Source organism: Streptomyces sp. NPDC048718 (assembly GCF_043198875.1).
Classification (GTDB): Bacteria; Actinomycetota; Actinomycetes; order Streptomycetales; family Streptomycetaceae; genus Streptomyces.
Map to the genome: position 1 here is coordinate 1 of NZ_JBICVG010000010.1, position 24,297 is coordinate 24,297.

A 24,297-nucleotide genomic window follows, 5' to 3' on the forward strand; every position below is an offset into this window, starting at 1 on the left:
CGCCCCCCCCCCCCCCCGCCCCCCCCCCCCGCCCCCCCCCCCCAACCCCCCGCCCCCCCCCCCCCCCCCCCCCCCCCCCCCGCTTCATCTGTGCGCGAGGGGGGAGTTGAACCCCCACGCCCTTTCGGGCACTGGAACCTGAATCCAGCGCGTCTGCCTATTCCGCCACCCGCGCATTGGGTGGTCTCCCGGCTCCCTCACCTTTCGGTTCGTTTGCCTGGCGACATCTGAAGATTAGCACGTCGGAGGCGGTGGATTCACATCCGTTGTCCGTGACCCCCTCCACACCCCCTTCGCACCTCCCCCGGACCCCGTCCCCACCCACCCCCACCTCGTTCCCGTGCCGTTCCCGGAGCCGCGACGCGGCCGGGACCCGAAGGAGAACAAGAAGGCGGGGGCCGAGGAGGAGACCGGGGAAGGCAACGAGTGGAGGACGGAGGAGAACGAGGAAGGAGGGGGAGACCAAGAGGGAGCGGATGACGGGGAGGGCCGGGCCAGGAAGAGGCGGGGCGCGCCGACGAGGAACCGGAGAAACCAGAGGAACCAGAGAGATCAGCCGAGCCCTCCCGCCCGAAGAAGGCGCGGGTCGGGCACGTCTCGGGGAAGTCCCAGGGACGACCCTGGGGGAAATCAGGGGGAAAGCAGGGGGACAGGCGGATCGTCCCGGGGGAGGAAACAGGGAGAAGCGGGGAGGAAGCGGAGGCGGACCGGCGGCGGGCCGGGCCGGAAGGGGGCGGCGCGCGGGGGACGGCGAGGCGGTGACGTACGGGGAGCCCTCCTGCTCCGGCCCCCGGTGCGGGACACTGTCCACAGGCCACCTCTACGATCCGTGGGGAAGGCCCGCCGGAGCCTGCGAAGTCTGCGGAAGGTCTGTGAGAGAGGTGACACTCGTCCACAGGGCAGAGAAGGGGAACCAGCCGATTTCCCGACGCGTGGATACGATCAGTAAGCAGTACCAGGGCGACAACGACGGAGGAGGTGCCCCATGGGAGTCATGAAGAGGTTCGAGCAGCGACTCGAAGGTCTGGTCAACGGCACCTTCGCCAAGGTCTTCAAGTCCGAGGTCCAGCCCGTCGAGATCGCCGGCGCGCTCCAGCGCGAGTGCGACAACAACGCGACGATCTGGAACCGCGAGCGGACCGTCGTCCCCAACGACTTCATCGTGGAGCTGAGCGCGCCGGACTACGAGCGCCTCAGCCCCTACTCGGGCCAGCTCGGCGACGAGCTCGCCGGCCTGGTCAGGGACTACGCCAAGCAGCAGCGCTACACCTTCATGGGCCCGATCAAGGTCCATCTGGAGAAGGCCGACGACCTCGACACCGGTCTGTACCGGGTGCGCAGCCGCACGCTCGCGTCGAGCACGTCGCAGCCGCAGCAGCCCGCCGCCGGCCAGCAGTCCCCCGGCGGCTACGGCTATCCGCCCCGGTCCGCCGGGGCGCCGCCGATGCCACAGACCCCGCCGCCGGGTGCCCCGGCCATGCCGTCGCACCGTCCGCAGACCACCGCCCCGGGCGGCGGCGGTCAGACGCGGCGCTGGATCGAGATCAACGGGACCCGGCACCAGATCTCCCGCCCGACCCTGGTCCTCGGCCGCAGCACCGACGCGGACGTGCGGATCGACGATCCCGGCGTCTCGCGCCGGCACTGCGAGATCCGGACCGGAACGCCCTCGACGATCGCGGATCTCGGGTCCACCAACGGCATCGTGGTGGACGGGCAGCACACCACCCGCGCTACGCTCCGCGACGGCTCGCGGATCGTCGTGGGCAGCACCACCATCGTTTTCAGGCAAGCCGAAGGGTGAAGCGGGGGCAATGTCAGAGCTGACCCTGACGGTCATGCGGCTGGGTTTTCTGGCCGTTCTGTGGCTGTTCGTCATCGTGGCCGTACAGGTCATCCGGAGCGATCTGTTCGGTACGCGGGTCACCCAGCGCGGTTCCCGCCGCCAGGAGGCGCGGCCCCAGCAGGCCGGCCGCCAGGCGGCGCCACCGCAGCAGCGGGGCGCGCAGCCGAGCGCGGGCGGCGGCGGGCGGCAGCGCCGCGGCGCCCCGACCAAGCTCGTCGTGTCCGAGGGCACCCTCACCGGCACGACGGTCGCCCTCCAGGGGCAGACCATCACGCTGGGCCGGGCCCACGACTCGACCATCGTGCTGGACGACGACTACGCCTCCAGCCGGCACGCCCGGATCTATCCGGACCGGGACGGTCAGTGGATCGTCGAGGACCTCGGGTCCACGAACGGCACGTATCTCGACCGGAGCCGCCTCACCACCGCCACACCGATTCCGCTGGGCGCGCCGATCCGCATCGGCAAGACCGTCATCGAGCTGCGGAAGTAGTGCTACATCATGAATGAGCGCGAGTGGAGCGAGCGCCCCGGAACGGTCCGGTCGACGGACCGGACCGGAGTCGGCGCGGGCGCCCGGGCAGCGGGCCCGGGCGGGTACGTGCTCCCGACCGGAGGGTGGGCAGTGTGTCTCGAGACCGGCGGCACCCCCAGGCGGCGCCGACAGGGCAGGTGGGCATGAGTCTTTCGCTGCGTTTCGCCGCGGGTTCGCACAAGGGCATGATCCGCGAGGGCAACGAGGACTCCGGTTACGCCGGTCCCCGGCTGCTCGCGATCGCCGACGGCATGGGCGGTCAGGCCGCGGGCGAGGTCGCCTCGTCCGAGGTGATCTCGACCCTGGTGACGCTCGACGACGACGTTCCCGGCTCCGACATCCTCACCTCGCTCAACGCCGCGGTGGTCCGCGCCCACGACCAGCTGCGGATGATGATCGAGGAGGACCCGCAGCTGGAGGGCATGGGCACCACGCTCACCGCCCTGCTGTGGACCGGTCAGCGCCTCGGTCTCGTGCACGTCGGCGACTCGCGCGCGTATCTGCTGCGCGACGGTGTGCTCACCCAGATCACGCAGGACCACACCTGGGTGCAGCGGCTCGTCGACGAGGGCCGGATCACCGAGGAGGAGGCCACCACGCACCCGCAGCGTTCGCTGCTGATGCGCGCGGTCGGCACCGGCGACCACGTCGAACCGGATCTGTCGATCCGTGAGGTGCGGGCCGGCGACCGTTATCTGGTCTGCTCCGACGGCCTGTCCGGGGTGGTGTCGCACCAGACGATGGAGGAGACCCTCGCCGGGTACCACGGCCCCCAGGAGACCGTGCAGGAGCTGATCCAGCTCGCGCTGCGCGGTGGTGGCCCCGACAACATCACGGTGATCATCGCCGATGTCTTCGACGTCGACGCCGGTGACACCCTCAGTGGACATCTCGGCCATCTCAGCGACACCCCCGTGATCGTGGGCGCCGTCGCCGAGAACCAGCCGCTGCTGCACGACGGCGGTGCCATGCACACGCCCGCGGGCCGGGCCTCCGGGCTCGGCCGGCCGGCGCACCAGCGGCCCCCGGCCGGCGGCTTCGGGCCGCCCGGCAGTGGCGACGACCACGGCTACGGCGACATGCCCCCGGGCTCCTTCGACTCGTACACGGACGACGACTTCGTGAAGCCGCGTTCGGCGGGCTTCACCTGGTTCAAGCGCTCGCTCTACCTCGTGCTCGCGCTCGCCGTCGTCGGCGGCGGTCTGTACGGCGGCTACCGCTGGACGCAGACGCAGTACTACGTGGGCGCCAAGGACGACCATGTGGCGCTGTACCAGGGCATCAGCCAGGAGCTGGCCTGGGTGAAGCTGTCGGAGGTCGAGAGCGACCACCCCGAGATCGAACTCAAGTACCTGCCCGCCTACCAGCGCAAGCAGGTCGAGAAGACGATCGCGGGCGGCAGCCTCGGCAAGGCCCGCACGCGGATCGCCGAGCTGTCCCTGCAGGCCTCGGCCTGCAAGAAGACCGAACAGCGCCACAAGGCGGCCGCGGACGCCGCGGAGAACGCGAGCCCCAAGCCGCCGGCCGGCGACGACAAGTCCAAGGCAGCCACACCGTCCCCTGGACCGACCCTGTCCGCGGAGGAGCAGAAGCTGGCCTCGAACTGCGGCAAGCAGTAAGCGAGCCGCAGACCCGAGGGGGCCTTTCACCACCATGAGCGTTGTCACCAACACGACCACCATCGGCGCCATCGAGGCGCCGAGCCGTCGCAACACCGAGCTGGTCCTGCTCGCCTTCGCCGTCGCCATCCCGGTGTTCGCGTACCTGAACGTCGGTCTCGCGATCGACGGCAAGGTGCCGCCCGGCATGCTGGGCTACGGGGCGGGCCTCGCCCTGCTCGCGGGCGTCGCGCATCTCGTGGTGCGCAAGTGGGCACCGTACGCGGACCCGCTGCTGCTGCCGCTCGCCACCCTGCTCAACGGCATGGGCCTGGTGCTGATCTGGCGCCTCGACCAGTCGCCGCGGCTGATCGCCCTGGCCAAGCGCGCGTACGGCGCGTTCAGCCCGTCGGCGCCCAACCAGATGATGTACTCGGCCGTCGGCATCGCCATGTTCGTGGGCGTGCTGCTGCTGCTGAAGGACCACCGGGTCCTCCAGCGCTACACGTACATCTCCATGGTGGCGGCGCTCGTGCTGCTGCTGCTGCCGCTCGTCCCGGGCCTCGGCGCGGACGTCTTCGGCGCCAAGATCTGGATCCGCGTCGGCGGTTTCTCCATCCAGCCCGGCGAGTTCGCCAAGCTGGTCCTGGCGATCTTCTTCTCCGGTTATCTGATGGTGAAGCGGGACGCGCTCGCGCTGGCCAGCCGCCGTTTCATGGGGCTCTACCTGCCGCGCGGCCGTGACCTCGGCCCGATCGTCACGATCTGGGCCGTCAGCCTGCTGATCCTGGTCTTCGAGAACGACCTCGGTACGTCGCTGCTCTTCTTCGGCATGTTCGTGATCATGCTGTACGTGGCGACGGAGCGGACCAGCTGGGTCGTCATGGGTCTGCTGATGTCCGCGGCCGGTGCCGTGGCCGTCGGCTCCACCGCGAGCCACGTGCAGTCCCGTGTCGCGGCCTGGCTCGACCCCTTCGAGTGCCTGAAGACGGCCCCTCCGGGCACCAACATGGCCTACGCCTGCGACCAGATGACGCAGGTCCTGATGTCCTTCGGATCCGGCGGCATCCTCGGCACCGGCCTCGGCGAGGGCAACTCCGACCTCGTCCAGTTCGCCGCCAACTCGGACTTCATCTTCGCCACCGTCGGCGAGGAGCTGGGTCTGGCCGGTGTCATGGTCTTCCTGCTGCTGTACGGCCTGATCATCGAGCGCGGTGTGCGCACCGCCCTCGCGGCCCGCGACCCGTTCGGCAAGCTCCTCGCGATGGGCCTGTCCGGCGCGTTCGCGCTCCAGGTCTTCGTCGTCGCCGGCGGTGTCATGGGTCTGATCCCGCTGACCGGTATGACGATGCCGTTCCTCGCGTACGGCGGTTCGTCCGTGATCGCCAACTGGGCGCTGGTCGGCATTCTCATCCGGATCAGCGACACCGCGCGCCGCCCCGCGCCGTCCCCCGCCCCCAACCCCGATGCCGAGATGACCCAGGTGGTCCGTCCGTGAACAAGCCCCTGCGCCGGGTCGCGATCTTCTGCGGCCTGCTGGTCCTCGCCCTGCTCGTACGGGACAACTGGCTCCAGTACGTCCGTGCCGACGAGCTGAACTCCCACCCGAAGAACAAGCGGGTGCAGATCGAGCGCTACGCCAGCGAGCGGGGCAACATCATCGTCGACGGCAAGCCGATCACCGGCTCCGTCAACTCGGGCGACACGTTCTACCAGTTCAAGCGAACGTACGTGGACGGCCCGATGTGGGCGCCTGTGACGGGCTACGCCTCGCAGGCCTTCGACGCCAGCCAGATCGAGAAGATCGAGGACGGCGTCCTCACCGGCAACGACGACCGGCTCTTCTTCGACCGCACCCTGTCGATGTTCACCGGGGAGAAGAAGCGCGGCGGCGATGTCGTCACCACGCTGAACGGGGCCGCGCAGAAGGCCGCCTTCCAGGGCCTCGGTTCGAAGACGGGCGCGGTCGTCGCCCTGGACCCGGCGACCGGCAAGGTCCTGGCGCTGGCCTCCACCCCGTCGTACGACCCGGGCTCCTTCTCCGGCTACCACGACTCGGACGCCAAGGCGTGGCAGAAGCTGGAAGGGGACAAGAACAAGCCCAAGCTGAACCGCGCGCTGCGCGAGATCTACCCGCCCGGTTCCGTCTTCAAGGTCGTCACGGCCGCGGCGGCGCTGGAGAGCGGCAAGGTCACCGACATCAACGCGGCGACCGACACGCCCGAGGGCTGGAAGATCCCGCTGTCGACCAAGCCGATGATCAACCACGCGAGCGGCTGCGCCAACGCCAGCCTCAACGAGGCGCTGCGGGTCTCCTGCAACTCGGTGTTCGCGAAGCTCGGCGACGACGTGGGCCGGGACAAGATGGTGGAGACGGCGGAGAAGTTCGGCTTCAACGCCGAGCAGTTCATGCCGGTCCGCGCCGTGGCCTCGGTCTACGACAAGCAGTCCGACCGCGGTGGCAACGCGCTGTCGTCGATCGGCCAGTTCAACACCGCGACGACCCCGCTGCAGATGGCGATGGTGACGGCGGCGATCGCCAACGACGGCAAGCTGATGAAGCCGTACATGGTGGACGAGCTGCGCGCGCCCAGCCTGGAGCTGATCAAGAAGACCGAGCCGGAGGAGCTGAGCCGCCCGGTCTCGCAGAAGAACGCCCAGCTGATCCAGCAGATGATGGAGAACGTCGTCAGCCGGGGCACCGGCGCCAACGCCGATCTGGGGATTCCCGGGGTGAAGGTCGGCGGCAAGACGGGTACGGCGCAGCACGGCGAGCTGAACTCGAAGCGGCCGTACGCGTGGTTCATCGCCTACGCCAAGACCTCGCAGGGCTCGCCGGTCGCGGTCGCCGTGATCGTCGAGGACTCCGAGGGCACGAACCGTGAGGACATCAGCGGTGGCGGTCTGGCCGCGCCGATCGCCAAGGCCGTGATGCAGGCCGTCCTGAAGAGCAAGAGCTGACCCCTGGCCTCCGGGCGGCCGCTCGGCGACCGCCCCGGCCCGGATCGTGACCGACGTTACGGCGGGCGGCGTTCCGGTCCGGGAAGCGGCCGCCGGCACGGGCCGCGACCTGGGAAGGTTCCGGCGGCGGGCCGGCCGGTGAGCGGGCCGGGCCGGGTACCGGTCGGGTATCAGGTGCCGGTCTACGGGCCGGGCGCCACCCCGCGGCCGGTAGCGTATGCGCGAACAGCACACCGCCGGACCACACACGGGTGCGGTCGGGACAGACGGAGAGGGCTGGAGTAGCTATGGAAGAGCCGCGTCGCCTCGGCGGCCGGTACGAGCTGGGCTCGGTGCTCGGCCGTGGTGGCATGGCCGAGGTGTACCTCGCCCACGACACCCGGCTCGGCCGCACCGTCGCCGTGAAGACGTTGCGGGTCGACCTCGCCCGTGACCCGTCCTTCCAGGCCCGGTTCCGCCGTGAGGCCCAGTCCGCCGCCTCCCTGAACCACCCGGCGATCGTCGCCGTCTACGACACCGGCGAGGACTACGTCGACGGGGTCTCCATCCCGTACATCGTGATGGAGTACGTCGACGGGTCGACGCTGCGCGAGCTGCTGCACTCCGGGCGCAAGCTGCTGCCCGAGCGCACGCTGGAGATGACCGTCGGCATCCTCCAGGCGCTGGAGTACTCGCACCGCGCCGGCATCGTGCACCGCGACATCAAGCCGGCGAACGTCATGCTGACCCGTAACGGCCAGGTCAAGGTCATGGACTTCGGCATCGCGCGCGCCATGGGCGACGCGGGCATGACCATGACGCAGACGGCCGCGGTGATCGGCACCGCCCAGTACCTCTCCCCGGAGCAGGCCAAGGGCGAGCAGGTCGACGCCCGTTCCGACCTGTACTCCACCGGCTGTCTGCTGTACGAGCTGCTGACGGTCCGGCCGCCGTTCATCGGCGACTCGCCGGTGGCCGTCGCGTACCAGCACGTACGCGAGGAGCCGCAGCCGCCGAGCAACTTCGACCCCGAGATCACGCCCGAGATGGACGCCATCGTCCTCAAGGCGCTGGTCAAGGACCCCGACTACCGCTACCAGTCCGCCGACGAGATGCGCGCGGACATCGAGGCGTGCCTGGACGGCCGTCCGGTCGCGGCGGCCGCGGCGATGGGCGGCGGCGCCTACGGCGGGGGCTACGGCGGTTATCTGCCGGAGGAGCAGCCGACCTCGGCGATGCGCCAGGCTCCGGACGCGCAGGGCGCGCCGACCACGATGATGGCCCCGATGCCCGGGGACGACGCCGGCTACGGCGGGTACGACGACCGCCCGGCCCGGCGCCGGCAGAAGAAGTCGAACACCTCGACGATACTGCTGGCCGTCGCGGGCGTGCTCGTGCTCGTCGGCGCGATCTTCATCGGCAGCTCGCTCTTCGACAAGAAGGACGCCCCGGAGCAGGTTCCGGTCCCCCAGCTCGTCGGCAAGACGATGAAGACGGCCGGGGAGCTGGCGGAGAACTCGCGGATCAAGGTGGAGCAGAGCGGCTCGGAGCGCTGTGATCAGCCGAAGGGCACGATCTGCAGCCAGAAGCCGGAGTTCGGCCCGTCCGAGAAGATGGCCGTCGGCGACACGGTCTCCGTCGTGGTCTCCGAGGGTGCTCCGCAGGTCGAGATCCCCGATGTCGTCGAGCAGTCCCGCTCGCGCGCCGAGGAGCGGCTGACCAACCAGGGCTTCAAGGTCGTCGTGAAGACGGAGGAGTCCGACCAGGAGCCGGGCAAGGTGCTGAGCCAGAGCCCGGAGGGCGGCTCGAAGGCGGAGAAGAACTCCGAGGTCACGATCACCGTGTCCAAGAAGAAGCAGACTCCGCTGCCGGACGTCGTCGGCCGTGAGGTCAACCAGGCGACCGCCGACCTGGCCACGCTCGGGTTCGCGAATGTGGCCCGGCAGGAGGTCGACTCCGACAAGCCCGCGGGCGAGGTCGTCGGCATGACGCCGAACGGCGGCACCCCGCAGGCGAAGGACGTCCAGATCACGCTGAAGGTCTCCAAGGGCCCGCAGCAGCCGGAGCCGCCGGCGGGTCAGACCGTTCCGCCGGTGACGAACATGACCGTCGACGCGGCGCGCGCCGTCCTCGCGGCGGCCGGGTTCCAGCTCACCGTCGACGGTCCCAGCGACCCGGACGCGGTGGTCAAGGACCAGGACCCGAAGCCGGGACAGCAGGGGCAGCCGAACCAGGTGGTCACGGTGAAGACGGAGAAGGCCGGCGGCGGCCACGGCCTGTTCGGGCGGTAGGCCTGTTCAGGCGGTAGGCCATTTCGGCCGGTAGGAATCGCCTCGCGGACGCGAGCGCACGGCACACGGGTGAGCCCCGGTATCCGATACGGATGCCGGGGCTCGCGCGTGGGTGGGGCGGATCCGGCAGACCGGTGGTGACGGTTCCGGCTGCCGTGCCGTCAATGGCGGAGTTCCGCCGGAGGGGTGCGCTTGGCGTCGACCTTCTCGGTGCGGACGAGTTCGCCCCAGACGATGTAGCGGAAGTCCGAGGTGTACATCGGGGTGCAGGTCGTGAGGGTGATGTAGCGGCCCGGCTTGGTCTTGCCGGACTCCTTGGGGACCGCCTGGAGGACGTCCACGTTGTACTTCGTGGTCTCCGGCAGGGTCTTGTAGACCTTGTAGACGTACCAGGTGTCCCGCGACTCGAAGACGATCGGGTCGCCGCTCTTCAGCTTGTGGATGTTGTGGAACTTCGCGCCGTGCCCGTCGCGGTGGGCGGCCAGCGTGAAGTTGCCCTGCTTGTCGGCGGGCATGGCGGCCTTGACCGGATCGACGTAGTAGCCGGCGACACCGCCGTTGAGGACCTCGCTGTCGGTGCCCTTCTTCACGAGCACCTCGCCGTCGCCCATGGCCGGTACGTGCAGGAAGCCGATGCCGCCCTTTATGTCGATGGCTCCGGGACCCGCGGTCGTGCCGGCGGCCCACTGGTCGCGGACCTTGTCGCCCTCCTTGTGGGCGGCCCGGTCGGCGATGACGTTCGTCCACCACAGCGAGTAGACGACGAAGAGCCCGAGGATCAGGCCCGCGGTGATGAGGAGTTCGCCGAAGACGCTGATGATCCCGGCGATCCGGTTGCGCGCACGTGCCACGAGGTCGTCCCGTTTTCGAAGTGATGGTCCCGGTGTGGGGTCAGCCTACGAGCGCGGGGGGCTTCCCCTTGCTCCGCGGCCGTTCGTCGGCGAGCTGTCCCCACACGATCATGCGGTACGTGCTGGTGAATTCGGGGGTGCACGTCGTCAGCGTGATGTAGCGGCCGGGTTTCGTGAATCCGGACTGCTTCGGCACGGGGTCGATGACCGAGACGTTCGACGGCGAGGTCTGCGGCAGGATGCTGGTCATCTTGTACGTGTAGTACGCGTCCCGGGTCTCGACCACGATCGGGTCGCCCGGCTTCAGCCGATTGATGTAACGGAACGGTTCACCATGGGTGTTGCGGTGGCCGGCGACCGCGAAGTTGCCCTGTTTGTCGGCGGGCATGGCGGTCTTGAGACCGCCCTCGCCGTAGTGGCCGACCATGCCCTTGTCGAGGACGGCGGTCTTGCCGATGCCCTCGGCGACGGGCACCACGACGTCCAGCTTGGGGATGTACATGATGGCGAAGCCCTTGCCGGGTTCGAAGGCGCCCGGCACGTCGTCGCCACCCTGTTCCCAGGAGTTCTCTATCTCGTGCTTGGCCTGGTCGGTCTCCTGCCCGGCCCGGACGTTCGTCCACCACAGCTGGTAGGTGACGAACAGCAGCATCACCACGCCGAAGGTGATGAACAGTTCACCGACGCCGCGGCTGAGGACGACACCGAAGGAGTCCTTGGCGGCCCGGGCGGCACGGCGGGCCTCCACCCGGGACAGCGGACGCTCCGGCGCCCCGGGGGCCGCCGGGGCGGTGCCGGACGGGGCGGTGCCGAACGCTGCCGGGCCGGACGGGGCGGGGCCGCGCTGTCCGGGTACGGAGGGCCGCGGCGCGGCGCGGCCGCCCTTGCGCTTGGCGGCGCGGCGGCGCTCGGCGCGTCCGCCGGACGGCGCCGGCGGCTCACCGTTCGGGACGGCGTTCGGGACGGCGTTCGGGGTGGCGTTCGGGGCGGCGTTCGGGGCGGGAACGCCGTCGATGACGGGCATGGACACCGTCTCGCCGTCCCGCCCGTTGCGGTACCCGGGGCGGGGCCGACGGGGCGCGGGGGCCGGAGTGGGAGCGGGCACCGGAGCCGGCATGGGGGCGGGTGCGGGCATGGGGGCGGCGGGCTCGGCAGGCGTGCCCGGGGTGTCCCAGGCCGGCACGGCCGCGTAGGCCTGGGTGGCCTCGGAGCCCTGCGCCGTGTCATATGCCGGACCGGAGGTGTGGGCCTGCGCGGCGCCGTACGCCCGCACCGGTTCGTACGCCTGAGTGGGCGCGTACGGCGACGTCTCGTACCCACCGCCCGGGAACACCGGCTCGTACGGGGCCCCGTGGGCCTCCTGAGGCGCCTGAGGCACCTGGAACGGGCCCTGGGCATCAGGGTGGCCCGAGGGGGCCTGGTGGGCCCGCGCCGCCCCGTAGGGGGCCGTGTGGGCCCCGTACGCGGGCGGTGCCGGCTCTGGCTCCCCGTCCTCCGGCTGATTCGTCGCCCGGAACCACGGCGACCCGGCCGTCACGCGACGGCCTTGCCCACCACCGGCGCGAGTCCCGTCGACCGCGCCACCGCTCCCGTGTCGCCACACCGCTCCAGCCAGTTGGCGAGCATCAGGTGGCCGTGCTCGGTGAGCACCGACTCGGGGTGGAACTGCACGCCCTCGACGGGCAGTTCCCGGTGGCGCAGCCCCATGATGATGCCGTCCTCGGTGCGCGCGGTGACCTCGAGCTCGGCCGGCAGCGCGGCCGGCTCGGCGGCCAGCGAGTGGTAGCGGGTGGCGGTGAAGGGCGAGGGCAGCCCGGCGAAGACGCCCTTGCCCTCGTGGGTGACCGGCGAGGTCTTGCCGTGCAGCAGTTCGGGCGCGCGGTCGACCACACCGCCGTAGGCGACGGCCATCGACTGCATACCGAGGCAGACGCCGAAGACGGGCACCCCGGTGGCGGCGCAGTGGCGCACCATGTCGACGCAGATTCCGGCCTGTTCGGGCGTGCCGGGACCAGGTGAGAGCAGGACGCCGTCGAAACCGTCCTGCGCGTGGGCCGGCTCCACCTCGTCGTTGCGGCGCACCTCGCACTCGGCACCGAGCTGGTAGAGGTACTGCACGAGGTTGAAGACGAAGCTGTCGTAGTTGTCGACGACGAGAATGCGCGCGCTCACTGACCGTCCACCGTCACGTCATTGAACGGAAGCAGCGGCTCCGCCCAAGGGAACACGTACTGGAAGAGCCCGTAGACGACCGCGAGGACCAGCACGACCGAGATCAGCGCCTTCACCCAGGCGTTGCCCGGCAGATGCCGCCAGATCCATCCGTACATGACGTCCGAGGCCCCTTCCGTTCGTTACGGGGACCAGAGTACGGGTCGCGGGGGCGCTCGGGGGTCAGCTGTCCAAAGCCCGTGGCCGACCGTCCGAGACCGGCCTGGTGGCGTCCAGACGGGCCCAGACCACCAGCCGGTGACTGCTGCCCCATTCGGGGTCGCAGGTGGTGAGGGTGAGATAGCGGCCGGGGCCGGTGAAGCCGGATTTCCCAGGGACCGGATCGACGACTCCGGTGTCGGTGGGGACGGTCCGGTACGGGGCGCGGTCGACGCGGTACGTGAACCAGGTCGTGCCGTCGGTCAGGACGACGGCGTCGCCGGGGCGCAGCCGGGGGACGTCCTTGAAGGGGTCGCCGTGGGTGCGGCGGTGGCCGGCGACGGAGAAGTTGCCGGTCTGGCCGAGGCGGGCGGTGGCGGGGTAGTGGCCGAGGCCCTCGGCGAGGACTCCGGGCCGGGTGCCCTCCAGGACGGGCCACTCCCAGTCGCGGCCGAACCGGGGGACGTACATGACGGCGAATCCCTTGCCGTCGGCGTACGGGGCGGGGGCCGGGGCCGTCGGCGCGTCGGGAGTGGGCGCGGGCGCGGGTCCGGGGTCGGGGGCGAGGGGGCGGTCCGCCCATTCCCGCTGGAGGCCGTCGAGCCGTCCGGCGACGGCGCCGTCGGCCTGGACGCCCGTCCAGTACAGGAGGTAGCCGACGAAGAGCACGATCAGGGCGCCGGCGGTGACGCACAGCTCACTGAGGGCGCGGATCACCAGGCGGGCTGTCACAGGACCTCCCGGGCGGGCGGCCCGGGGCGGGGCGGGCGGCCGGAAGGCCGGCCGGGCGGCGCCGTCAGCTCACGGGCTTCGCGTAGTGGAGGTCCACTGTGCCCGAGTAGCCGGGCAGAGTCATCGCCTTGTGCTCGTCGACTTTCCAGCCGAGTCCGTACGCCTTCACGTACAGCCGGTAGTTCTGGATCGCGGGGGAGTCGGCGAGGGCCTTGTTCAGCCGTTCCCGGTCGCCTACGGCGGTGATCTTGTAGGGCGGGGAGTAGACGCGGCCCTGGAGGATCAGGGTGTTGCCGACGCAGCGCACGGCGCTGGTGGAGATGAGCCGCTGGTCCATGACCTCGATGCCCTGGGCGCCGCCCTGCCACAGGGCGTTGACGACGGCCTGGAGGTCCTGCTGGTGGATGACCAGGTCGTTGGCCTGCGGCTCGGGGTAGCCGGGGGCGGCCTGGGCGTTCGGCGGGGCGTCGTTGAGGGTGACCGTCAGACCGGTGCCGGAGATCTCGGAGGTTCCGGCGGCGCCCTCCAGGGCGCCGAGGCGCTTGTCCTGGGCTCCGCCGGAGCCGTCGTCGCGTGCGGCCAGGGAGTCGACCTGGCGGCGCAGGGCGGCGGCGGACTCGTCGAGGCCGGCGTTCTTGTGGCTGCGTTCCTCGATCAGGTCGGAGAGCCGCAGCAGGGAGGCGTCGGTGCGGAGGTTGGTGCCCTTGGCGGTGTTGAAGCTGGTCACGAAGATCAGCCCGGCGAGCGCGAAGACGGCGGCGGTCAGCACGCGGACCGGGCGCCACCTGAGGCTTCGTCCCGGCCTCGCGGGAGCGCCGGCGGAGGTGCCGGCGGGAGTGTCGGCTGAATTGCTCAACGTACCCTGATCCCCTTCGGTGCCGCGGAACCACTACGCTAACGGACGCCCGGGGGACGCCGCGGTCCGCTTCGTCGCTTCCGTACGTTCCGCCGGCGCCCGTCACAGTCCCCTGCGCGGTCACGCAGCGCATCGACAGGAGAGTCCCTCGTGCCGAAGTCACGGATCCGCAAGAAGGCCGACTACACGCCGCCGCCCGCCGCGAAGCAGGCCGCGACCATCAAGCTGACCAACCGCAGCTGGGTGGCCCCGGTGATGCTGGCGCTGTTCGCCATCGGCCTGGTGTGGATCGTGGTCTTCTATGTCACCGACGGCACGCTGCCGGTCCAGTCGATCAAGAACTGGAACATCGTGGTCGGTTTCGGCTTCATCGCCGCCGGCTTCGGTGTCTCCACGCAGTGGAAGTGACACTTCCCACCACATAGTTATCCACAGTGTTGTGCACAGCACTGGATAACTTACGAAGATCTGTGGATAACTCACACCAGGTTGACGCCGGTACGACTGCGGGATGCCCGGCCACCCCTGACTGTGAACACGCCAAAGCCCCTCGCCTCTGAGGCATCACTGCTGGTCAGAGACGAGGGGCTCAGGCATGTCCCGATCAAAGTAACCCCGTCGCCACACACTGTGGATAACTCTGGGGAAAGCTTGCGCCGCAGCGTATCCCCGCGCACGTTTCCCCGGGCCGCTCGGGGCCGCTCGGGGCCGCTCGCGGACCGCCCGGCGCCCTCAGAGGAGGGCGGCCGTGCGGACCAGCACCATCCCCAGGACGCTCAGCAGCACCAGCGCGCACGCCCCGTACTGGACGAACTCCCGCCGGGCCCGGGGCGCGTACACCATGGCGGCCGTCAGCAGGACGCCCGCCACCAGGCCGCCGACGTGCGCCTCCCAGGAGATGTCCGGCCGGGTGAACGTGATGAGCAGGTTCAGGCCCAGGAAGACGACGACGGGCCGCATGTCGGAACGCCGGTACCGGGCCAGCACCGCCCACGCGCCGAGCAGGCCGTAGACCATCCCGGAGGCACCGAGCGAGGGCTGGTTCGGCGGGGCGAGGAGATAGACCAGGGCCGAGCCGGAGAGGCCGGACAGCAGCGAGAGCGCGGCGAAGCGGCCGCGCCCCAGCTCCGGTTCGACGATCCCGCCGATCACCCACAGCCCCATCATGTTGAAGAGGAAGTGGACCAGGTCCTGGTGCAGGAACATCGAGGTGAACAGCCGGTACCACTCGCCCTCGGCGACGCCCACGACCTCGCCGAGCACCGGGTAGTACGCGTGCCCGATCAGGTCCAGCCGGTCCACCAGCCGGTCGCCGGCCGTGTGCACCGCCAGGAACAGGGCGAGGTTGACCGCCATGAGGACCTTGGTGACCGCCCGGCCGTCCGTCCGCAGCCGACCGCCGACGAGCGTCCTCGGCTGATTCGCGCCGGGGGCGTGCCCGGTGCCGGAGCCGCCCCTGACGCAGTCCGGGCACTGGAAACCGACGGACGCCGGGATCATGCACGACGGACAGACCGGCTGCTCGCAGCGGGTGCAGCGGATGCCGGTCTCGACATCGGGGTGCCGGGAGCAGCGCGGCAGACCGGACTGCACGTCCATGAGGGTCCTCCCGAGGGCGGGTGGTACGGGTGCGGGCGTGCGGGGCGTGGCGGACCGGGCCCGCGCGCCACCCCGCCCTCCTCCTGACGGACGGGCGGGGCTCAAGGTTCCTGCGCGCCGCTGATCAGCGGGTTTCGGCCGGTGGGTGGCGATCGGCGCGTCTCGATCAGCGCGTCGCGATCAGCGGGTTTCGATCAGCGGGTATCGATCAGCGGGTATCGATCAGCGGGTTTCGACGACCACCGTGTGCAGGACGACATCCTCGACCGGGCGCTCGGTGCGCGGGTTGGTCTCCAGGGCGGCGATCGCGTCCACGACCTTCTTGCTCTCCGCGCCGACGACCTCGCCGAAGATCGTGTGCTTGCGGTTGAGCCAGGTGGCCGCGCCAACCGTGATGAAGAACTGCGAGCCGTTGGTGTTCGGGCCGGCGTTGGCCATGGCGAGCAGGTAGGGCCGGTCGAAGAACAGCTCGGGGTGGAACTCGTCGGCGAACTCGTAGCCCGGGTTGCCCGTGCCGTTCCCGAGCGGGTCGCCGCCCTGGATCATGAAGCCCTTGATCACCCGGTGGAAGACCGTCCCGTCGTAGAGCGGGGCCGTGGACACCTCGCCCGTCGCCGGGTGCGTCCACTCGCGCTCGCCCCGGGCGAGCTCGGTGAAGTTCCGGACCGTCTTCGGGGCGTGGAACGGCATCAGCCGGACCTCGATGTCCCCCTTGCTGGTCTTCAGCGTCGCGTACTGCTGTCCGGCCACGGCCCGTCGTCCTCCACTGCTTCGGCATCCTGGTCGGTCGGCATCCTCGCATGCCCGCATGCCCCGGATGCCCGCCCCGCATGCCGGAGCGCGGACGGACATGCATGATTCCGAAAGGGATGGATAGGCGAAAACCGACTGCCACCGAGGATGATCGAGGAGGGATCCCGTGAACCGCATGGACAGCGTGCGCGCCGCGAAGGATTCGGCGAAGGAGAGCGTCCTGCACGCCGCGGACGCGGTGGCGCCGTACGCGGATCAGGCCGTCCACTACGGGCGGTGCACCGCCCGGGGGGCACGCGAAAAGCTCGCCCCGACGGTCTCATGGGCCGCTTCGCAGGCCCGTACTCAGGCGCGTCAGCAGTACGCCGCACTGGTCGCACCGCATGTACCGCCGCAGGTCGACGAGGCCGCGCAGCGTGCGCTGGCCATGACCCGCAAGGCCGCCCGGCAGGCGACCGACTACACCGTCCCGCGTGTCGAGCACGCGGTCGCCGCGACCGGTCCCGTCCTGGAGGAGGCCGGGTCGCGTTCGGCCGCCGCCCTGGCCGCACTGCGCGGGCAGGTGACGCCGAAGGACATCGAGCGGATCGTGCGGAAGAACGAGCGCCGGGCCTGTACCGGGCGCTTCGCCAAACGCGTACTGATCCTGAGTCTGCTGGCCGGCGGCGTCTACGCCGCCTGGCGGTGGTGGGACGCGCAGGCCAACCCCGACTGGCTGGTCGAGCCGCCGGCGCCCACCGATGTGGACGAGAGGGACGCGGAGGAGGGGACCGATCTGGAGACGCGGGTCGAGAAGGCCAGGGCCGCGGCGGAGGCGGAGGACCGGGCACGCGACGAGAGGCGCCGCTGAACGACGGGGACCGATGCCGGTGCCGAAGGCGGTGCCGGTGCCGGAGGCGTGGGCCGCGGGTAGTGCGAGTGGCGGGGGTGGTACGGGTGGCACGGGGCGATGGTGCGTACGGCCGCCGGCGTCGCCCCTGCCGCGGCGCTTCGTGCGCGCGAGCCGCTGGGGGTGGTGGTGCGTGGGGCCGGGTGCCGTGTGGCGAAGTGCCGTGGGGCCGTCGGCTGGAGGGCTGCGGGCTCTGCGGCCGCGTGCCGTGGAGCTGCGGGCCGGGAGGTTGTGGACGGTGAGGCTGTCGGCCGTGGAGCTGTGAGCTCTGCGGCTGCGTGCCGTGGGGCTGTGGGCCGGGAGTCCGTAGGTCTGAAGGCCGTGGGCCGGAGGCCGGAACTCGTCAGCGGGAGGGCACGGACCGGGAGGCGTGGATCGCGCCGGCTGTGCGAGCGGGCCGCGTGCGACGGGTACGAAGACCGCGACGCGTGCGACGTGTACGAGGAGTGCGACGCGTACGGCGAAGGGGCCGAACCGTCGGATGAGGCGGGGTGCGCCGGCCGGTGCGCGTCAGCCGAAGGGGTGAAGCGCGAGACGGGCGGGAACCGGAAGGCGTGAACCGCGAGCCGTGGGGCGTGTCCCCGGGGCCGTGGACCGCCGGGCCGCGCATGTGTGCGGGCGTCGTCCGAAGCGGGGCGGGGCGGAGAGAACACCGCCCTGCCCTACGCGGCCGTCGCGGACTTCGCCGCGTTCGCGTTGCGCGTCGCGGGCGCCGGGCTCGTCTCCTCGGTCTGGTCGGTCAGACGGGCCAGATCGGCGCTGACCGGGGCGTGGACATCGGCCCGCAGATGGCGGACGGAGGGGGAGGAGCCGTGCGCCTCGGCGCGGATGCGCTGCTTGAGGGTGGGTGGCAGAGCCTTCTTGGCGCCGGAGTACGCGTGCGTGGAGGCGGTCCGCTGGGCGGGGACGCGTACGGACCCGGAGCCGGATGCCGGCGCGGACCCGGGTGTGGATCCGCCGGGCGACTCGGCCGCCGGTCCGGCCGCCGCGGAGCGGGCACCGGAGACGGTGGCGGGCGTGCCGGAGGCGCGGTCGCCCGTGGGGGCCGGCTGCTCGCCGCGCGCGGTGGCGGGGGTGGCGAGGCCCAGGGAGGCGAGGAGGGCGAAGAGGACGGAGACGAAGGCGGTCCAGAACTGCTTGGCAGCGGCCATGACCCCTCACTTTCGGGACGTTCTCGGATGGTTCATTCCGAATTGCGTGTTTTTCGTACGTCCCTCATCATGGGGACGCGCAGCCGGAATATCCGGAACGACGCCGTTGCCGCGCAGTTCTTCTGATGAACACCACCCGACCGGCTCAGTCCCGGTCCGCCTCGCCCAGCCCTGGGGCGCCCCAGACGGGGAACCAGCGTTCCAGCTCCGGCTCCATCGCGAGGTCCCCCGCCAGCAGCCCTCTGACCTGCAACTCCAGGGTGTTGTTCCGGGACTCCGTACCGTCGGAGCGGGGGGCGAAGGGGTAGAAGGTGCCGCGTTTGTAGAGGTAGACGAGGGCCAGGTCGTGGCCGAGCGGGCTGCCCCCGCGCTCGGTACCCTCCGCGTGGAACACGGTCAGGGAGCAGAGCAACTGGGGCCCGAAGCCGGCCTCCTCCAGCAGGCTGTTGACCGCGTGCAGATCGTTGACCAGCGTGATCAGGTCGTCGGCGGAGCGGCGGGCGGCGAGCCAGGTGTAGCCGTACGCGTCCTGGCTGAACGCGACCGGCGCGGCCCCCAGCCGTTCGTCCACGTCGAGCAGCTGCCGTACGTCCTCCTTCAGCCGGGTGAACGCCCCGCCCTCCACTCCCGCGAAACAGACGGACCCAGCCCCGGTCGGCACGTAACCGGTGCCCGCCTCCAGGGTGAGCGCGGCGCCCGGAAGCGCGAACAGCCGGTCGAGATCGGGCCGGACCGGCTTGCTGCGCCCGAGGATGGTGTCGAGGAGTCCCATGGGCCCTGCTTTCGCTCGCGTCGGGTGGGGTGGGGGTGGGTCGTCTCCGTCAGTCAGTCAGTCAGTCCATCCGTCCGTCTGTCCGTCCGTCCGTCCGGAGCCGGGCAGGGGGATCGCGGGGCCGTCAGGGCGGCATCGGGGCGGCATATGCCTCGTGGCGGATCAGGCCGCCTCGCCGAGCTGCGCCGAGATCCGGGCGAGCTGGTCGAGCCGCTGCTCCAGGGTGGGGTGGGTGGCCAGCAGCCGGCTCAGGCTCTCCTTCGAGGAGAAGGCGGGCGCGAACCAGAAGGCGTTGTACGGCTCCGCCTTGCGCAGGTCCTGGGTCGGGATCCGGGACATGTCGCCGGTCACCTTGGTGAGCGCGGAGGCGAGCGCCGACGGCCGGCCGGTGAGCAGTGCGGCGGCCCGGTCCGCGGCCAGTTCGCGGTAGCGGGAGAGCACCCGGGTCAGCAGGAAGCTCAGTACGTAGACCGCGCCGCTGACCAACGGGACGAGGACCATGACGGCGGCTGTACCGGGGTCGCGGCCCCGGCCGAGGCCGCTGTAGAGCGCGACGCGGGTCATCATGCCGGCGAGCACGCCGAGGAACGAGGCGATCGTCATCACCGCGACATCGCGGTGGGCCACATGCGACATCTCGTGCGCGAGGACGCCTTCCAGCTCCTGTGGCCCGAGGCGGCGCAGCAGTCCGGTGGTGACGCAGACCAGCGCCGTCTTCTCGCCCCGCCCAGTGGCGAAGGCGTTGGGCACGTCGCTGTTCGAGATCGCCACCTTCGGCTTGGGCATGTCGGCGAGCGCGCAGATCCGGTCCACGGTGCCGTGCAGTTCGGGCGCCTCCTCCCGGGTGACCTCGCGGGCGCCCATGCCCCGGGCGGCGATCTTGTCGCTGAACCAGAACTGCGCGATGAACAGCCCGCCCGCGACCAGCAGGATCAGCGGCCAGGAGCCGCGCAGCAGCACCATCAGGACGCCGACGAAGACCACGTACAGCAGTCCGATCAGGAACATCGTCGTCGCCATCCGGGTCGAGAGTCCCCGGTCCGGGGCGTAGCGCGAGTGCGCGCCGCGTCCGGTCGTCCCCGGTGTCCTGGCCATACCGAGCACCTCTTCCGAGCCTGCCCCCTCCTGCCAGTGTGCGCCCGCTCCGCCCCGTACGCGACAAACCGCCCTGGTGGACGTCTTGGCAGGTCAGAGAGGTTCAGGGCACGGATTCGTCCGCTTGCGGAACGGGGGCCGGGGTCGGGGGCCGAGGGCGGGCTCCGCCGTCGCTACGCGAGCGCGTCGGCGGTGGCGTGCGCGAAGTCCCGCGGGTTGTCGAGCATGATGTTGTGCCCGCAATCCCGGATCGCCACGACGGACACCCCGGCGGCGCGCAGCTCGTCGGCGCCCGGGAGCGGCCCGTCGGCCTCGGGCAGCAGGAAGGTCCGGGGGATCTTCAGGTCGAGCAGCAGCTCGCGCATGGTGGGAACGGTCCCGGCGACGAGGTGCGTGGCGCTGCGGTGCAGGGCCTCGCGGCCGGCCAGGCGCATGGTGGACCACCAGTGGGCGCCGACCCGGTCGCGTACCTCGGCCCAGCCGCCGTCCAGGAACTCCTCCTCGGTGTACGCGGCGATACCGCTGCTGCCGGCGGCCCCGGGCACGCGCGGGAGCGGGTCGAGGTTGGCGTCGACCAGAACGAGCCGGGACACCAGGTGCGGGTGCCGGGAGGCCAGGACGATGGCCACGGAACCGCCCATGCTGTGCGCGATCAGCTCGGCGCCGCTGACGTCGGCGGCGGTGAGCGCCGCGGCGAGGGCGTCGGCGTGATCCTCCAGGGTGTAGCCGAAGCTCGTCGGCCGGTCGCTGTGGCCGTGGCCGAGCAGGTCGATCAGGAGGGAGCGGTGTCCGGCGAGGAGCGGGTGGACGGCGGTACCGGTGAAGTAGGCGGGCGAGGTGGCGCCCAGCCCATGGACGTAGACGCGGACCGGCTCCCGGCCCGGCAGCTCGACCCAGCGGATCCGGTCGCCCTCGGACGTCACGATGGCGTTGCGCACGGCTTGTTCCCCCTGAGGTCCTGGTGGGTGCGGAGAAGGAGCGTACCCATGGGTTGCGAACGGATGTGCTGGTCCCGGTAACCGGGCCAGGCCGGGCGGATCAACAGATCGGCGGATCACCGGCCCGGCCGGGCCATCGGGCGGGTGGTCAGGTGAGGTAGTACTGATACTTGGCGGTGATGGCGCCGTCGGTCAGCATGAACCTCGCGTTCGACCCGCCGACGTACGGTTCCTGCCGGCAGAAGTAGCCCACTTCATGCCCGGTCGTAGCGGGCCAGTTCGGGTACTCCTCCTCGCTCTGCACACACGAGTCGGGTGACACGTACGACCACAGCTGCGCCTCGGTCATCCCCAGTTTCACCTGGTTGAACTGGGCGAGGGTGATCGACGGCGTCTTCGGCTCGTACAGGAATTCGTGGTGCTTGCTGTACAACTTGCCGTTCTTGTCGAACGAGAAGGTGCCGTACGGCGCGTAGTCGTCGGACTTCGCGAAGCACTGGATGTACGTGCCGCCATCCGTGCACCAGCCGACGGACGATCCGGGCTTCGGCGACTGCGGGCCGCCGAGCTGCTGCCACACATTCGCCTTGCTCGTACCGAACGCCACCGCGGCGTACTTCTCCGCCGTGAAGAAGGCCTCGTCCGTACGCGCCTCGGCCCCCGTCGCACCGGCGAGCACCGTGCCGAGTGCCGCCGCGCTCGCCGCGGCGCTCGCCACCGCCGTCCGTAAGCTCCGCGCCGTCCTCGCCGGCGTCCGCATCCCGCGTCCTCCCTCTCCCCGTGCCCCACCGGTGATCCCCATCGACCACCGGCCCGGCCATCGTGGCGGGCGGCGCTCTCCCCGGGATCTCCGCCGCCACTCGAAACAGCGGCGGCGGCGGCAGCAACAGCGAGAACAGCGGGCGGTCAGCCGAGGACGGTGTCGACGTCCACCGCCTCCAGATGCCGGGGGTCGAGGATCCGTGAGCCGGCCGGGGCCCGCCGGGACAGTTCCCGGGCCGCCGGGGAGCCGGCCGCCGTGGACCCGGTCACGGCGAGGCCGAGCGGGGTGGTCAGGTCGTCGTGGTGGGTGGGGATCAGCAGGGGCGGATGACCCGTGGCACGCAGCAGCCGCTCGACATAGCGGTGGACGGCCGCGTGGGACGTCATCGGGACCAGCGCGATGTCCGGCCGGATGCCGGACAGTTCGCGCTCGACGAAGTTGCCCGCCCCCATGAGCAGGATGCGCGGACCGCCGTCGACGGACACCTGGAAGGCGAGGGTGTCGCCCTCGACGAGGTCGCCGAGGGCGTCCGGGCGGCGGTCCGGCGCGGCGATCAGCCGGCCGGGGGCGAAGTAGCCGTGGTCGGGCAACTGGCTGTGCAGACTGCGGAAGACCTCGACCGTGTAGCCGTCGAACTGCAGGTATTCGCCGCCGGTGACCTGGATGACGTCGGCGACCCGGGTGGGCGGGGTGCCGAGGGCGGTGAGCAGATGGCGGACGGTCTCGTCGCAGACGGTACGGATCCGGGCCCGCCGCCAGTCCGGGCGGGCCAGCAGCTGCGGGACGTCCGCCAGGTGGTCGAAGTGGCCGTGGCTGACGAGGACGAGTTCGGGCGGGCCTGCCAGATGGACGTCGGCCACCCGTTCCACCACGGCCCGGTCCTGGCGCAGCGGGAGCCGGGGGTCGAGCCCGCCCGAGCGGTCCCAGCAGGGCATCCGGCTCAGATACGGGTCGAAGAGAATGCTGCGGTCGCCGCCGATGACGATCTCCCAGCCGGCGACGCCGAGCCAGCGCAGCCGGACGGGGGTGGAGAAGGGGCCGCCGCGTCCCGTCGCCGGGGGCGCGGCGGCCCCCGTTCCGGCCACGGCGGCACCCGAGGCCGCGAGAACTCCCTTGAGCACCGACCGCCGGCCGGCCGGCCGCGTACCCCGGGCCCCGGAAACGGGACCGGGCCCCGGGCCGAAACCAGATCCGGGAGCCGGACCGGCCCCCGGACCAGGCCCGGATCCCAGGCCGGGAACGGATCCCGGACCGGACCCGGATCCCGCACCAGGCCCGGGACCTGCCTGCCGTGCCGCTTGCCGTACCGCTTGTACCGCTTGTACCGCTTGCCGTGCTGTTTCCCGTGTCTGCCGTCCGGCCACCGCCGCCGCCCTCGCCTTGCCCTGATGATCGTCTCGAACCAGGGCGAACGTAAGGGAGGAGACGGGACGGACGGCCCGTTTCACGCCATCCGGACGCGGGTCAATAGCCCCCGGGAATGGCGGCACGGAGGAAACGTTCGTCCTGGCGCAGGATGGCCTGCATCACCTTGGTCATCGGGGCACCGGGGTTGATCCCGATCTGCTCGCGCAACAGCTTCTTCGCCTGGTGGAAGACCTGGACGGCGTCGGCCTGGCGGCCCTCCGCGTAATAGGCCTTCATGAGGTCGGCGTAGAGGTCCTCGCGGAAGGGATCGCGGTGGATCAGCCCGTTGAGGCGGCTGATCGCCTGGGTGAACCGCCCGAGGCCGAGGTCGGTCTGGGCGTACAGCTCGACCGCCGAGGTCCGTTCCTCCTCCAGCACCTCGGCCTGGAGCCGGAGCCGGGAGGAGGTGACGTCGGCGAGGGCCGGGCCCCGCCAGAGGGCGAGCCCGGTATCGAGCCGTTGGGCCGCTTCGTGGTGCTTGCCCCGCAGATGGAGTTCGCGCGCGGTGCGCACGAGATCGCGGAACATGAAGAGGTCGATGGCTTCCAGGGGCGCTCTCAGTTCGTAGCCCCGGTCGTGCGAGCCGAGGACGTCACGGGGCAGGCCGGCCTGGGTGAGCACCTTGCGGATCATCCAGGCCGAGGTCTGGAGCTGGCCGGAGACGGTGAGCGGCGGCTCGCCGTCCCAGGAGTCCTCGCTGATCGTCTCCTTGGAGACGACCTGCCCGGCGCGCAGCGCCACGGAAGCGAGGAATCGTCGCTGTCGCTGTCCCTGCATCGGGACCGGTAGGCCGTCCTGGACCAGGGCCACGGGGCCGAGGAGCCGGATCGTCACGTTGTTCCAAGAACTCATGCGAATGTCTCCCGTCGGGGGTGTGCCGTGCCCGGAGGAGGAGTCGGGGCACGGCAGGG

The 24,297-nt window shown here is 71.0% G+C and carries 23 protein-coding genes and 1 tRNA gene; 8 read left to right on the forward strand and 16 right to left on the reverse strand.

The features are described from left to right. Nucleotides 1-91 precede the first annotated feature (91 nt). Nucleotides 92-175: transfer RNA gene (locus tag ACGFRB_RS20000), tRNA-Leu, on the reverse strand. Between the two features lie 810 nt (nucleotides 176-985). On the opposite strand from ACGFRB_RS20000, the gene ACGFRB_RS20005 reads away from it, so the two are divergent. The 6 genes from ACGFRB_RS20005 to pknB all read left to right on the forward strand — a co-directional run bounded on the left by ACGFRB_RS20005 (nucleotide 986) and on the right by pknB (nucleotide 9,210). Next, nucleotides 986-1,804 (forward strand): FhaA domain-containing protein, encoded by an 819-nt coding sequence (locus ACGFRB_RS20005; RefSeq protein WP_393244645.1) that lies wholly within the window; start codon nucleotides 986-988, stop codon nucleotides 1,802-1,804. 10 nt (nucleotides 1,805-1,814) lie between these two features. Continuing rightward, nucleotides 1,815-2,339 carry an FHA domain-containing protein gene (locus tag ACGFRB_RS20010; protein ID WP_361237877.1) on the forward strand — a complete coding sequence of 175 codons (525 nt, stop codon included), beginning with the start codon at nucleotides 1,815-1,817 and terminating at the stop codon, nucleotides 2,337-2,339. Between the two features lie 185 nt (nucleotides 2,340-2,524). Further along, nucleotides 2,525-4,000, forward strand: coding sequence for a PP2C family serine/threonine-protein phosphatase (locus ACGFRB_RS20015; protein ID WP_363003664.1), 1,476 nt, complete (start codon nucleotides 2,525-2,527; stop codon nucleotides 3,998-4,000). Nucleotides 4,001-4,034: 34 nt separating this feature from the next. Next, entirely contained in the window at nucleotides 4,035-5,477 is a 1,443-nt protein-coding gene (locus ACGFRB_RS20020) for an FtsW/RodA/SpoVE family cell cycle protein (RefSeq protein ID WP_393244647.1), read from the forward strand. Next, entirely contained in the window at nucleotides 5,474-6,940 is a 1,467-nt protein-coding gene (locus ACGFRB_RS20025) for a penicillin-binding transpeptidase domain-containing protein (RefSeq protein WP_363003660.1), read from the forward strand. The genes ACGFRB_RS20020 and ACGFRB_RS20025 overlap by 4 nt, the downstream gene beginning before the upstream one ends. Nucleotides 6,941-7,227: 287 nt before the next feature. Next, nucleotides 7,228-9,210 (forward strand): Stk1 family PASTA domain-containing Ser/Thr kinase, encoded by a 1,983-nt coding sequence (gene pknB / locus ACGFRB_RS20030; protein ID WP_393244649.1) that lies wholly within the window; start codon nucleotides 7,228-7,230, stop codon nucleotides 9,208-9,210. Between the two features lie 161 nt (nucleotides 9,211-9,371). On the opposite strand, the gene ACGFRB_RS20035 is transcribed toward pknB, so the two are convergent. The 6 genes from ACGFRB_RS20035 to ACGFRB_RS20060 all read right to left on the reverse strand — a co-directional run bounded on the left by ACGFRB_RS20035 (nucleotide 9,372) and on the right by ACGFRB_RS20060 (nucleotide 14,019). Further along, nucleotides 9,372-10,061 carry a class E sortase gene (locus ACGFRB_RS20035; RefSeq protein ID WP_363003656.1) on the reverse strand — a complete coding sequence of 230 codons (690 nt, stop codon included), beginning with the start codon at nucleotides 10,059-10,061 and terminating at the stop codon, nucleotides 9,372-9,374. Between the two features lie 40 nt (nucleotides 10,062-10,101). Continuing rightward, nucleotides 10,102-11,334, reverse strand: a complete 1,233-nt coding sequence (locus tag ACGFRB_RS20040) for a class E sortase (protein ID WP_393244925.1) — start codon at nucleotides 11,332-11,334, stop codon at nucleotides 10,102-10,104. Between the two features lie 260 nt (nucleotides 11,335-11,594). Further along, a complete protein-coding gene (locus ACGFRB_RS20045; protein ID WP_363003652.1) occupies nucleotides 11,595-12,233 on the reverse strand; it encodes an aminodeoxychorismate/anthranilate synthase component II in 639 nt (212 codons plus the stop codon). Beyond that, a complete protein-coding gene (locus ACGFRB_RS20050; protein WP_361227031.1) occupies nucleotides 12,230-12,391 on the reverse strand; it encodes a hypothetical protein in 162 nt (53 codons plus the stop codon). The genes ACGFRB_RS20045 and ACGFRB_RS20050 overlap by 4 nt, the downstream gene beginning before the upstream one ends. A gap of 64 nt (nucleotides 12,392-12,455) precedes the next feature. Next, on the reverse strand, nucleotides 12,456-13,163 hold the full coding sequence (locus ACGFRB_RS20055; RefSeq protein WP_363003649.1) for a class E sortase: 708 nt from the start codon (nucleotides 13,161-13,163) through the stop codon (nucleotides 12,456-12,458). A 64-nt stretch (nucleotides 13,164-13,227) separates the two neighbouring features. After that, nucleotides 13,228-14,019, reverse strand: a complete 792-nt coding sequence (locus ACGFRB_RS20060) for a DUF881 domain-containing protein (protein WP_393244652.1) — start codon at nucleotides 14,017-14,019, stop codon at nucleotides 13,228-13,230. A 150-nt stretch (nucleotides 14,020-14,169) separates the two neighbouring features. Between ACGFRB_RS20060 and crgA the strand changes: the two genes are divergently transcribed. Next, complete coding sequence (gene crgA / locus ACGFRB_RS20065; RefSeq protein WP_361227040.1) at nucleotides 14,170-14,427, forward strand: cell division protein CrgA; 258 nt, start codon at nucleotides 14,170-14,172, stop codon at nucleotides 14,425-14,427. Between the two features lie 324 nt (nucleotides 14,428-14,751). Here crgA and ACGFRB_RS20070 read toward each other — a convergent pair whose 3' ends face one another. Next, complete coding sequence (locus tag ACGFRB_RS20070; RefSeq protein WP_363003644.1) at nucleotides 14,752-15,618, reverse strand: rhomboid family intramembrane serine protease; 867 nt, start codon at nucleotides 15,616-15,618, stop codon at nucleotides 14,752-14,754. 222 nt (nucleotides 15,619-15,840) lie between these two features. Further along, the gene (locus ACGFRB_RS20075; protein ID WP_363003642.1) at nucleotides 15,841-16,368 is read right to left on the reverse strand and encodes a peptidylprolyl isomerase; all 528 of its coding nucleotides are present in this window, start codon (nucleotides 16,366-16,368) and stop codon (nucleotides 15,841-15,843) included. 169 nt (nucleotides 16,369-16,537) lie between these two features. Here ACGFRB_RS20075 and ACGFRB_RS20080 point away from each other — a divergent pair, with 169 nt between their 5' ends. Next, entirely contained in the window at nucleotides 16,538-17,221 is a 684-nt protein-coding gene (locus ACGFRB_RS20080) for a DUF5324 family protein (protein ID WP_393244654.1), read from the forward strand. A 701-nt stretch (nucleotides 17,222-17,922) separates the two neighbouring features. Here ACGFRB_RS20080 and ACGFRB_RS20085 read toward each other — a convergent pair. The 7 genes from ACGFRB_RS20085 to ACGFRB_RS20115 form a co-directional block, all read right to left on the reverse strand. Continuing rightward, nucleotides 17,923-18,411 carry a DUF6344 domain-containing protein gene (locus ACGFRB_RS20085; protein WP_393244656.1) on the reverse strand — a complete coding sequence of 163 codons (489 nt, stop codon included), beginning with the start codon at nucleotides 18,409-18,411 and terminating at the stop codon, nucleotides 17,923-17,925. A 145-nt stretch (nucleotides 18,412-18,556) separates the two neighbouring features. Next, entirely contained in the window at nucleotides 18,557-19,183 is a 627-nt protein-coding gene (locus tag ACGFRB_RS20090; protein WP_363003636.1) for a hypothetical protein, read from the reverse strand. A gap of 162 nt (nucleotides 19,184-19,345) precedes the next feature. After that, the gene (gene htpX, locus ACGFRB_RS20095; protein WP_363003634.1) at nucleotides 19,346-20,278 is read right to left on the reverse strand and encodes a zinc metalloprotease HtpX; all 933 of its coding nucleotides are present in this window, start codon (nucleotides 20,276-20,278) and stop codon (nucleotides 19,346-19,348) included. Nucleotides 20,279-20,451: 173 nt separating this feature from the next. Further along, the gene (locus ACGFRB_RS20100; RefSeq protein ID WP_393244658.1) at nucleotides 20,452-21,216 is read right to left on the reverse strand and encodes an alpha/beta fold hydrolase; all 765 of its coding nucleotides are present in this window, start codon (nucleotides 21,214-21,216) and stop codon (nucleotides 20,452-20,454) included. Between the two features lie 148 nt (nucleotides 21,217-21,364). Then, nucleotides 21,365-21,934: a BLIP family protein gene (locus ACGFRB_RS20105; RefSeq protein WP_393244660.1), complete on the reverse strand. Its 570-nt coding sequence runs from the start codon at nucleotides 21,932-21,934 to the stop codon at nucleotides 21,365-21,367. A 188-nt stretch (nucleotides 21,935-22,122) separates the two neighbouring features. Continuing rightward, a complete protein-coding gene (locus tag ACGFRB_RS20110) occupies nucleotides 22,123-23,064 on the reverse strand; it encodes an MBL fold metallo-hydrolase (protein ID WP_363003628.1) in 942 nt (313 codons plus the stop codon). A gap of 379 nt (nucleotides 23,065-23,443) precedes the next feature. Further along, nucleotides 23,444-24,238 (reverse strand): BTAD domain-containing putative transcriptional regulator, encoded by a 795-nt coding sequence (locus tag ACGFRB_RS20115; RefSeq protein WP_363003626.1) that lies wholly within the window; start codon nucleotides 24,236-24,238, stop codon nucleotides 23,444-23,446. Between the last annotated feature and the right edge of the window lie 59 nt (nucleotides 24,239-24,297).